This is a genomic window from Chryseobacterium limigenitum (assembly GCF_900114875.1).
In the GTDB taxonomy this organism is placed as follows: domain Bacteria; phylum Bacteroidota; class Bacteroidia; order Flavobacteriales; family Weeksellaceae; genus Chryseobacterium; species Chryseobacterium limigenitum.
In genome coordinates, this window is the sequence record NZ_FPKW01000004.1 from 84,313 (window position 1) to 95,879 (window position 11,567).

Genomic DNA, 11,567 nt, shown 5'->3' on the forward strand with positions numbered 1-11,567 from the left:
GTAAAATCGTATTAAAAATACATTCAAAACAAATATTAATAATTAAAATCAAACAAAATGAAACAGTTTAAAAAAGACGACACAGTGATGTTGTTAATCGATCACCAAGTAGGTACACTAAATTTCACTGCAAACAGACCTCACGAAATGATAATCAGCCGTACAAGAGCTTTGGCGAAATTGGCAAAAGCACTTGGTGTCCCAGTTGTTTTGACAAGCAGCCAAGAGGATCACGCACAGGGACCACTGATCGATGATTTGAAAGAAATTCTTCCTGAAGAATTTGAAAACAGAGTGAAAAGAGCAGGAATCACGAATGCCTGGGATGATGATAATTACAAACAAGCGGTATTGAAAGCGGCTGACGGTAGAAAAAATGTGATAATGGCTGGTCTTACCAACGATGTTTGTATCGTTTGGCCATCGATCTCTATGCAGGAAGAAGGTTTTGACATCCAAGTAGTGATCGATGCCGGAGGTTCACCTTCACAGATTGCAGACGATATCGCTAAACAAACCTGGGAAAGCCACGGTGTTCGTACAACAACGATCAATCAGCTGATCTCAGAATTAGTTCACAACTGGGCTACGGAAGAGGGTCAGAATGTTCTTCCAATTATGTTTGAAGAGGTAATGTCTAAAGTTGGACAGTTCTCGTAATTAAATTAACCATAACCAAAAGACTATCTCGAAGTCTTTTGGTTTTAAAAATTTAGATATGCTTACTAAAATCAGCGATACATTATTCAGAGGTCACGGTCCTATCAAGATCCTATATCCTGGTCTGGCAGTTTCAAAAACAGATACAGGGATCGGAAGTATCGGAAGGATAGACCATCCTGAGATTCACGGCAACACGATCATCAAAATGCATCCTCACGTAAATGATGAGATACTTTCTTATTTCAGAAGCGGACGGGCGGAGCACAAAGATTCCGAAGGATTTGAAAAAACGATAGGAAAGAATACTTTAATGTTGATGAAAGCCGGAAAAATGTTCTACCACGAAGAACAGATCATTGGCGAAGGTGAACCTTTGGAGGGACTACAGATCTTCATCCGTCCGGGTAAAAAAGATCTGAAACCCGAAGTGATATTCCGTGAATTAGAAGAGGTTCACAGCGAAAATGAATGGAGACTTTTGGGTTCTCCTACAGCTGAAACCAATTTTCAGTTTAGCAGCCAGACCTGGCTTTATGATACGAAACTTTTGAAGGATGCAACCATAGAACTTCCAAAATTGGAAAGAGAAGGTCTTACCTATCTTCTGTATGTCTTCAACGGAATATTGAAGGTCAACGAGGACATTGTTCTGAAAAAGAAAGAAGGTCTGATCATCAAGGATGAGTTGATCGATATCAAAGCAGATGTAGATTCTGAACTGGTACTCTTCATCACCGATGAGAATGGTGAGATCTTTAAAGGCGGAATGTACAGCGGAAATCAACAATATTTCTCTTAAAATTAAATTTCAAAATAACAAAATCCAACCATTCGTAAGATGTTTTACTGTGGTTAAATATTAATTATCAATCATAAAAAAATGAAATTACTACAAGAAGTTACGTTAGGGAAACAGACTTTAAAAAATGCACTTGCAATGGCACCAATGACCAGAAGTCGTGCAGATGAAAAAGGAGTTGTTGGAGATCTTACAGTTTTATATTACAAGCAGAGAGCCAGTGCAGGTTTGATCATTGCGGAAGGGATCAATATCTCAGAGCAGGCTTTAGGCAGTCCTTATACGCCGGGATTATTTACCCAAGACCAAATTGATGCCTGGAAGAAAGTAACAAAAGCAGTTCACGACGAAGGCGGCGTGATCTACGCCCAGCTTTGGCACACAGGTCGTGTAGGACATTCTTCGGTTAAAAATGGTGAATTGCCTGTAGCACCATCTGCGCTTCCTATCGTTGGGCAGCAGCATTTTACAGGTCAGGGTATGGCAGATTACGAAACACCAAGAGAACTGACCACTGAAGAAGTGAAGCATATTGTAAAAGATTACAGACAGGCCGCAATCAATGCAGTGGAATCTGGTTTTGATGGGGTAGAACTGCACGCTGCTTTTGGATATCTTCCAAATCAGTTCCTTGCAGAAAGCTCCAACCAAAGAACGGACGAATACGGAGGAAGCACAGAAAACCGTAACCGTTTCGTATTGGAAGTGATCGCAGAATTGGCCGATGCTATAGGTGCTGAAAAAGTGGGAATCAAATTATCACCTACGATCCCTTACAACAGTATTCTTAGTGATGATCCAAAAACCCAGTTCTCAGCTTTAATTGAAGGTTTGAATGTATTCCCTCTTTCATATGTCCACCTGATGAACGGGCTTTTCCCTTTAGATAAATTGCCACATTATCCAACCAATGTGATGGAGACTTTTGGAACATTATCAAGTAGTACAGTGATTGCCAATGGTGGTTATAACAGAGAAACCGGTGAAGATGAACTTGAGAAAGGTATTGCAAAGATCATTGCGTACGGAGGACTGTTCTTGGCGAATCCGGATCTTCCAAAACGTTTTGAACTGGATGCAGAACTTAACAAAGCAAACCAAGCAACCATGTATGGCGGAGGCGCAGAAGGCTATGTAGATTATCCTTCGTTAGCAGAAGCTTAAGATCATCACATATATTAATAATAAAAAAATCAAAATATGTCAAACAAAGGAACAGCTGTCATTACGGGCGCAGCTAACGGAATAGGGCAAGCTTATGCAGTGAGACTTGCTAAAGACGGTTTCGATATTGCAGTAGCGGATGTGGTAGAAGCAGATAAAACCAAAGAATTGGTTGAGGCAGAAGGAGTAAAATTCTTTTCAGCCGTTGTAGATGTTACTTCTCCGGAAGCAACGATCGCATTTGCAGCGCAAGTTCAGAAGAATCTGGGCTCAATTACAGCATTGGTCAATAATGCTGGGATCTATCCTTGGAAAAGTTTTGAAGAGACAGATTATGATACCTGGCGTAAAGTGATCGGAGTTAACTTGGACGGTCCTTTCTTAATGAGCAAAGCTTTTGTGCCTTATATGAGAGAGAATAAATATGGACGCATTGTAAATGTTGCAAGTACCACTTTCTTCCTGAATGCTCCACAAATGACAGCGTATATTGCTAGTAAAGGTGGTGTTATCGGATTTACAAGAGCATTGGCAAGTGAAGTGGGGGCAGATGGAATTACCGTTAATGTGATTGCCCCAGGATTGACCAATACTAAATCTATGAGAAGCGAAAACGCTGAGATATACGAATTTCTTCCAAAAATGCAGGCGATCCCAAAGGTTATTGAACCTGAAGACCTGGTAGGTGTTGTATCATTTTTGGTTTCCAAAGATTCATCATTTGTAACTGGTCAGACCATTGCAGCAGATGGTGGGCAGGTAAGAAACTAATTATGCTGTTAAATTGTTGTTAGAAAAAAAATGTAAATAAAAATGGCGCCAACTGTCTTTAGTTGGCGCCATTTGGCTTTTAGTGACCAAGACGAGCGTATCTTCAAACACTTTTATCGATGATTTGATTCGGTTAAGCCAAATTAAACAAGAATTGACTATTATTAATTTTTTGTATTTATAAAGTTTTTTGCAATATAATTTTAAACATTTGAAATAATTGATGTTGACGTATTTAGGCGTTAGTTTACTTCGATTGTCGTGTATAATTACAAACAAATAAAATTTATTTGGTATACTAAAAGATGTAGTTACATATTTTATATAACAAGTTAGATTTGAATTGACATTAAAAAGAAAACATATTAAAATACAATTAAATAAAACTTAAAATGGGCATATAATTAAAGATATGTCCATTTTTAAGTTTTGCTTTTATTATAGCTTAAAGTGAAATAAATTCGAGTACTCTCCCAATAAATTGATGTGCAGAGGCTCCTGATTTATAACTATCAGCAATTGTTATTAAGTTACTTGTGGTACCAGTAGTATTTATTAGGAGGGCTTCTAATTTATCTAACAATGTCTTTTTATTTGAGGCTTCTCCAGTCTTAACAACATTTAGAAGCTCATTTAAAGTTTCCTGTAAATTAACAAGATCGACCTGATTAAATGTTTGGTTGATAATTTTTAAATCGTCGGTCGTAATTGCTGGTGTATCCAAAAACTCCCTACTTAGAGTAGTATCGAATAGATCATCCTCTAAAACATTCTCATATCTCGGAAACTCGCTGTCGCTCACCACTTTTGCTATGCACTTGAATCCAAATGCAATATGATGATGGATATTAAAAATTATTGAGCATCTTTTTTCCAAATGATTGTACAAAATTTGAATTTGTCCGGGAGGATTTGTTGTTACCTGTCCAGCCATACCAACTGGAATGTAAGGCTTATCTTTAAATTTGATGATATCGGGAATGTAATTCTTTGGAAACAATACAGCTATAACAGTACCGCTAGGAACGCAGTAATCATCGTAAAAAGACAATTTTTGATTCTTAATGAAAGACCTGGTTTCTGCGCCGGGATTTCTTTTTAAAATATTTACATCCCCGTTTAAAACAAATGGAAAATACTCCTTATCTGTATTGATTTTGGTCCTTCGGTTTTCAAATGTCCATTGAAAATTTTCTGATTGAATCTGGAAAACGTTAATATTGCTGTTTTCATCAATTTTTTGAATAACTAATAATTTGGTTATCATGTTTAAGAGCGTTTTTGTCAAAAAGATGGTAAATAATTTTATAAACTTTTATAAAGAGCCAATAGATCTATATTTTGGGCATAATCCTGTAAAACGGCTTCGATAAGTGTTTTCGCAGTAATATTGCCACCTCCACCGCGAGTCAGTATTCTAATTGCTTCTACCCATTGTCCTTTACCACTTTGAGCTAAGGGTATAAGCGCTAGATTACCTCCTGCGTTTTCCCAAATTCCATTTTCTCTCAGACCACCCGGATAAAGCTTGGTCATAATTTCTGTAAGCTTGGAGGTAGGAGTTTCGCTTTGTTCATTGCCGAAGTTAATATTGTCAATCACTCCAAACAAGAAAGCAGAAACATTTTGAGATGCATATGGCTGTGAACCTTTGCTATCCATCGTCGTTTTATCTTCCACCATATCAGATATTCCCCTCAATAAAAGGCTTTTTACTGTCGGGCGAGTTCTACATACTTCCAAAAAACCCAAGCCTTCCATTTCAATTGCCAGAGCATGGCTGGCGTTTTGCTCAATACGTTTGTGAAGGTCAGATTCTATTGATGCATCAACTTTTTCGCCTGAGGCTATCGTTCCGGTAAATACTTTAATTTCAGGATTAAATTCGGCATCCAGCAATTCCTTTGCTCTGTTTTTCCAAAGTTGGCTTGTCGAATAGTTTGAAGCTAATCGCTCCAGTTCATACGATGAAGCTCCAAATTGTGGTCTGGGAAAAAAGGTATCTTTCTTTTCTTTCCCTCTTTCTATCCCGATAACATTCTGTCCGATTACGATATCTCCGACACCAACATCTTTTAGCCCTCCGGCAACACCAGAAAAAAATATATATGCAGGTTTATAATATTCCAATGCTCTTTCTGTTTCCAGAGAAGCATTTACGTTTGTCTGATCGGTTCTTCCAACAATTACGGAAACGGCTGTGCCATCGCCCTTAATGTATTCCCCTTTTTTATAGTCTGTTCCGGTAGCAGGGTGGTTTTCAGTTTCAATATTTGTTAAATGTTTCTCTATTGCCTGTCTTTCAACTTCGAGAGCAGTTAAAATTAAGATTGGTTTCATATAAGTTGTTTAAGTTGTTTCAAAGATTCATCGTGAGAAAAATCTTCTATCATACATTTTAATAAGTTTTTTGCTTTCGGATTTCCTCCGTTTTTTATGTGGGATATTGCGTTTTGCCAAATCTGCCTGGCAGAACCGTATACGTAAAGATCAGACTTATGGCCTCCCGATCTTTCCCATAAACCGTGTTGATTTGGTCCTTCTGGATATAGTTCTGTCACTTTAAGCACAAGTACTTCCCAGACCTCATCTTTTGAAATAATTTTTGGATCAAAACCGTTTCCAGTGAGGAATAACCGATCCCAAAAACTTAATAAATGAGCACATTTTTTTAAAATAGGGTCTAAATCAGGTCTGTTTTTTCTTACTCCAAAAATATATTGAACTAAATTCCTCCAGCTGGATTTTGATATTAATGAGGCTATTTTTTCTGATGTGGATTTGGTAAAGATATTTTGCTGGATGAGCAAAATTGCATCGTGTTCCGAAAAAGAATTGAAGTATGGGATTAGTTCCAGTTTGGTATCAATTGAAATCCCTTGAATTCCAGTTATTTCATTAATCATCTGAGAAGATTTTAAACCACTTAATAACGGCTGTTCTAAGTCGTTTATTTGAAGGTTTATGCTGTCAGCATTCAATAGGCAATCCACTAATGTAGAGGCTATGAACTGGGATTTACATATTGCTGGAAGAAACGGCCAGATAGCTTCTCTTTGAGGGTGATCTTTCAGACTGCTATTTCCGGTTTTTGCAATCTCATTTAAAAGATCATCTTCAAAAACCTCTCCCTGAATGAGTAAATCCATTATTTGATATAACTGAGCTTTTGGATTATTAATTCCCTCCCAAACATCAAGTCCTTCGTCAATCGACCTAATCAAGATTTTTTGCCAGCCGGAATTTTGAAGGAGCTGCTTCTGTTTAAGTGCTGGCTTATTTTTTATTTTGTCTACTGCAATGGCTGTCATCCTGATGTCATCAAGATCACAAGCGCAGGAAATGAAATCTTTGGAAGAGATCTGGTCTGACATTGCCTTTAACACCTGCTCATCGATATTGAAAGATTTAACAGCAAGAATCTTACTAAATGCCTCGATTGGTTTGTATTGTTTAACTGCCAAAATTCCGTAGAGTGTCATCCACAGTTTTTGCTCTGCTAAATCTATTATGATATTGCCTTCATCGGTAGAGAGGTCTGGCAAAGATTTCACAAGATCTTTTTCAGCTTCTTCGGGTATAATTGAAAAAATTTTGGGAATTACATCATTATCACAATTAATCCATTTCCAGATCTCTTTTGAATAAACAGGTTTCCAGTTTTTTAAGGATGCTCGTATAAATTCATTCACTGAATCATACCAGATGTTTTTTTGGGAAGAAACTAAAGCTTTGATTACTATTTCCGTATTTTTCAGATCGTAGAGTTTTTCGTGAAGCCATCTGGATATAGCCGAGACTAAACTGCTTTTAAGATAATCTTCATCGAAACCAATCCAGTTCTGGCCCTGCAGATAATAAAAATCTTTGGCGGAAATATTTTCAACTGATTTTGAAAGTGCGTCCAATAGCTTTTTTTTTGCTTTTACTGCAGATTTAATATCAGAATTAAAAGCTGATACAATTGCCGAAAAGCGTAAAAGATCCAGGTAATTTGGATTATTGTCTATTTCTTCATATAGATCCGAAAATTGGGCAAATACCTTTAAATCATCAATTTCACTTATTTTAGGTTCGAAATCGCTAAGTAGTTTTTTTATATTTTCGATATTATCCGGAATGCCAAGTATATAATTCTCCAGTTTATCGGTAATTATTTTAAATTTTTGGTTATCGATGATGCAATATTTATCCTTGCTCCAATTGGAATTCATTTCATCAGGAATTAACAATAGAAAAAGATGGTCTCCCGAATAATGTCTGGAGTTAAATGCATTACCAATCTGTGTCTTTTCTCTGACCGGTTTTGGCAAGTTTGACCAAATTCTACCAATCCAGTTCCAATACTCATTTTCATTTGTCCACGCTATAACATTTTGATAATCCACATGATCGATCAGTCCAGCAGTGGCATAACGTTCTTTAGGGCTCGGGCTGTTTTGAATTACCGCAGGATTATTTTCGTACTCAATTACATCGGGAGAAAAAGATTTATCAATCTCATCTAAAAAGAGACGACGCAGGTCACTGATATCCTTAAGTTCCAGATAGTCCCGAACTTTTAGAATAAGTGCATGTGAAAAAACCCTGCCAGGTCTCCCGCTCGGATCTGTAAACGATTTTATGAACAGGTAATGATCCTTAACAATAAAACCTCTGATTATAGGGGATGAAAGAGTCCCGATATTTGGACGGTCAATAACATCTGTAGAGCCAAATATTTGACCTGCAAGATTGTTTATTTCTTTTGAAGCTTTTAACAGTGAATGTCCCTGATCTCTACCCTGTCCAAAAATTGCTTGATGGATTTCTATCATAACTCTAAGGCTATTTCAATTAGTTTGGTTAAATCTCTTTCTTTAGTTTCGGAATCCGTAACTATATAACCAAATGACTCTGGGAGATCATCTAAATACTTGTCTTTTGCTTCCTGGTTATCAAGACTGAACTCCTGAGCAGACAGACCTACAATAGAAAGCGATTCTTCTGCCCATATAGTGCTTATGAACTGGAGAAATAGAGGCATCTTTTGCAACAAAATATTATTTGGGGTTAATTCTGTATTTAATTCATCCCAGCATGTCAAAGCAACAACCAGTTTGGGAGATTCTATGTCAGTTTTTATTCCAATTGCTCTTGCATGTAACAACGCCTGCACAAGTTCAATAAAGATGTATTGATGTGAAAGGTCGTTATGCCAATTATCAGATTCACTGGCTGGATCAACATCTGCATAACCGGTAACAGTTAAATCATAATGGTGATAAATTTCTCCAGGCCTAATAAACAGAATCCATCTATCGTTATCTTTTGTTCTATTTTTCCATACCTTATCATATGCAAGTTGATTGATAATTTCATTTACCTGTTCCCCGCCATAATCTTTAAAAGTTAGGTCCAGTTCTTTCTCGTTCCATTTTATAGGTATTGTTATTTCACGGTTATCCGTTGCTGGGGTGGACTCCGTTTCATCCCCATTTGCCAGCCTATCATACGCTTTCTCAATTGCAGTTATATTTTTGGGCGTACTGCGAAGTTTTATTACTCCTGCATCACTTTGTATTCTGCCATATAACTGAGCAAAAAAAGTTGTTTTTCCAGAATTTGGGGGCCCGATAATTAGTATATTGTTATTGATTTGATGTTCCATAACTGAAGAAAAAATCTGGGGAGTTAGAAATTATTGGAGTGAGACGAAGTTTTTGAGACTGCGTAATTTTATCTAATATTGTTTCGGAAGTTGCAAGATTATTTACATAACAGTATTCATCATCCGGACTTGCAGAAAAGTTACTTATATAAAGGTGTGGCGCATTGGGGAAAAATCTCTGAAGACCTTCATCTATCGATTTTTTTAATGGAGCACTTATTTCATTTATTTTCTCGGCTTTTGACCACACTACAACTACTTTTCTTGTGCCCAAATTAGATGATATCTGACCCGCTAGCTGTAAAATAGGTCGCCTGGCACCGCCTCTTCCAATAATAAGAGCTTCACAGTCAACAAAAAAAATAAAGCCGTCAGAGTTTTGGTATATCCATTTTGCATTTTCAGCTTCGGAGTTTTCGGTATCAGTTGCCCATTTGGTAAATACTTCGCCCGATGAATCTGCAAAGAGAATATCGTACAAACGCTTATCTTTTTTTAATGCCAAATGATAGAGACTATAATAATCGGGATGCGATGGAGTAGATTTGGGAAAAGGAACTTTACCCTTTGAGTTAATTTTTAAACTCTTCGCCTGTGCTTCCCATGCATTTAAAGTATAACTGCCGGCAAAACTCCAGTTATTAAATTTTCTTCCGTTAAATAAAAGAGTATAAAGCATTCCGATATATGAGGTTTTACCCGCGTTTGCAGATCCAATTAGCCCAATAATAATAGGGGAGGAGCGATGTGATAAAAGACCGATATCTTCGGGAGTAAGTTCCATACCTGTCCAGGGAATGTTGGTTTCAATAGATGAAGATTTCCCTTTATCAGCTTTGTCTTCATCTATAGATCTCCATTCATCACATTCCTGATAATCGGAACTCATGGAGTTTTTGCACAATCCTTTAGGCGCATCACAACCTTCAATAGAGCATTTTTTTCTCATTACTATTTATTTTTGTGATGATATTTTTTTTGCTTGAAAATCCTGAAGAATCCATACTGCTAAATCAGACAGTGAGATTTCTTGAGCGGAATCTATACCCGTTTCCTGAGTTAGATTATTCTCCAAATTATTATGCAATATGTTTGCTACAGCGGTTGACAAGGTTTTTCTATTGGATGAAGAATCAACAAGATCTTTTAAAAGGGATTTTCCTGCCTCTGCCTCTGCTTTTGCTTTTTCAATCCAAAAGTCAAATGTTTTAGGCGTATCTACATGCTCCCCATACATATCGCGAAGTGCTTCTCTCAATAAATAGTTTACACTTTCAGGGTACATTAAACCTATCAATTGGGACAGGTCATATGCCATACCCATAGCGTTTTTAATTTCGTTCTGTTTTCTGTATGAAATATTTAGTGATGGAGAATAAAGCGTTTGTTTCCACCAAAGTAGATTTCCACGTTTGTTTGTGGCTTCGCTACTTTGGTTTATCATAAGAGATGCATCTTCAAAAAAATCTTTAAACTGAACAAAATATTCGTTAATCGAAGTTTGAATGCCTTCTGATATTGAAGTTAAAGATTGATCCTGATTTATAATTGCAGAATTTATTAGCTCTGTTATAGCGGCACCAGCTTTCTGCGAAAATGACTTTTCCCACTCCCAATTACCGTGACTAGCATATGATGGGTTTTCACCTGGAACACCCGCCCCAGCTCCATTTGCCCAGCCAGTATAGATTGAAGCCTTGTATAGATTATTAGTTAAAGTTTTGTCATCTACTTTATTACTTTTTAGCTCCGGAAGAGCGATAGTTAATTCCTGAATATTCTCTATCGTAGGTTTGGATATTTCCCAATATTTTCTGCTGTTTTGTTCAAACAAAGTACCTATGTCTATTAAAAGTTCCGAAAGCGGTTCCTGTTCTTTCTGTAACTGATAATAAGAAACTACATTCCTGCCGGTTAACCATATAATTGCACCTAATTTTTCATCACTTGCAATTTCTGACAATGCTTCCAAAATTACAATCCTGATATATGTAGTTGCCTTATCATCAGTAGAAGTACTATTCTTAAATGTAGGCCAGTTTTTAATAATTACAGTTTCAACTTCTGCAACAACTGGATCCTTTTCAGAAATTTGGGGATCAAGTGCCACAAGAGTATATGGAATTATAAGATGTTTTTTAGCAATAAGCAACTTTTTAACCACAGCTACAGCCTTTTTCAGACTTTCAATATTTGTAACTTCTGAGGTCTTAATAAATTGTTTGTTGAGAAATGTTTGAAGTATATTTTCTTTCATTATTCAGATTTTTTTAAAGATTTCAATTTTTATTCCATTTAGAATATGTGCCAGACTGTCACAATTTAGTGATTTTCAGTATAAATCAGGATATTTTTAACCGGAAATATTAATAAAAAGTCGTCTAAAAATTGAGACGACTTTGCAGTTTTATTCACTTTGTACTATATGCTTTAAGTCTAAATTATTCTGTATCCTTTCCACGATAGTAGAAAGTATAATATCAAACTTTATCTATTTGCATCTGGCATAAATGGTAGCTT

The 11,567-nt window shown here is 36.6% G+C and carries 10 protein-coding genes; 4 read left to right on the forward strand and 6 right to left on the reverse strand.

From position 1 onward, the window contains the following. Positions 1-57 precede the first annotated feature (57 nt). From BT156_RS07000 to BT156_RS07015, 4 genes are all read left to right on the forward strand, one after another. A complete protein-coding gene (locus BT156_RS07000) occupies positions 58-660 on the forward strand; it encodes an isochorismatase family protein (RefSeq protein WP_072408551.1) in 603 nt (200 codons plus the stop codon). Between the two features lie 58 nt (positions 661-718). Then, positions 719-1,462 carry a pirin family protein gene (locus BT156_RS07005; protein ID WP_072408553.1) on the forward strand — a complete coding sequence of 248 codons (744 nt, stop codon included), beginning with the start codon at positions 719-721 and terminating at the stop codon, positions 1,460-1,462. Between the two features lie 81 nt (positions 1,463-1,543). Next, positions 1,544-2,626: an alkene reductase gene (locus BT156_RS07010; RefSeq protein ID WP_072408555.1), complete on the forward strand. Its 1,083-nt coding sequence runs from the start codon at positions 1,544-1,546 to the stop codon at positions 2,624-2,626. A 36-nt stretch (positions 2,627-2,662) separates the two neighbouring features. After that, on the forward strand, positions 2,663-3,397 hold the full coding sequence (locus BT156_RS07015; RefSeq protein ID WP_072408557.1) for an SDR family NAD(P)-dependent oxidoreductase: 735 nt from the start codon (positions 2,663-2,665) through the stop codon (positions 3,395-3,397). A 445-nt stretch (positions 3,398-3,842) separates the two neighbouring features. On the opposite strand, the gene BT156_RS07020 is transcribed toward BT156_RS07015, so the two are convergent. From BT156_RS07020 to BT156_RS07045, 6 genes are read right to left on the reverse strand one after another with little or no spacing between them, the layout of a single operon-like run. Next, on the reverse strand, positions 3,843-4,664 hold the full coding sequence (locus BT156_RS07020) for a hypothetical protein (protein ID WP_072408559.1): 822 nt from the start codon (positions 4,662-4,664) through the stop codon (positions 3,843-3,845). A gap of 38 nt (positions 4,665-4,702) precedes the next feature. Then, positions 4,703-5,737 carry a 5'-methylthioadenosine/S-adenosylhomocysteine nucleosidase family protein gene (locus tag BT156_RS07025; protein WP_072408561.1) on the reverse strand — a complete coding sequence of 345 codons (1,035 nt, stop codon included), beginning with the start codon at positions 5,735-5,737 and terminating at the stop codon, positions 4,703-4,705. Next, positions 5,734-8,214 (reverse strand): GAP1-N1 domain-containing protein, encoded by a 2,481-nt coding sequence (locus BT156_RS07030; protein ID WP_072408563.1) that lies wholly within the window; start codon positions 8,212-8,214, stop codon positions 5,734-5,736. Before BT156_RS07030 ends, BT156_RS07025 begins: the two co-directional genes overlap by 4 nt. Further along, the gene (locus BT156_RS07035; protein WP_072408565.1) at positions 8,211-9,047 is read right to left on the reverse strand and encodes a TRAFAC clade GTPase domain-containing protein; all 837 of its coding nucleotides are present in this window, start codon (positions 9,045-9,047) and stop codon (positions 8,211-8,213) included. Before BT156_RS07035 ends, BT156_RS07030 begins: the two co-directional genes overlap by 4 nt. Then, complete coding sequence (locus tag BT156_RS07040) at positions 9,028-9,996, reverse strand: TRAFAC clade GTPase domain-containing protein (RefSeq protein WP_072408567.1); 969 nt, start codon at positions 9,994-9,996, stop codon at positions 9,028-9,030. Before BT156_RS07040 ends, BT156_RS07035 begins: the two co-directional genes overlap by 20 nt. A 6-nt stretch (positions 9,997-10,002) precedes the next feature. Further along, positions 10,003-11,304, reverse strand: a complete 1,302-nt coding sequence (locus BT156_RS07045) for a GTPase-associated system all-helical protein GASH (protein WP_072408569.1) — start codon at positions 11,302-11,304, stop codon at positions 10,003-10,005. Positions 11,305-11,567 lie beyond the last annotated feature (263 nt).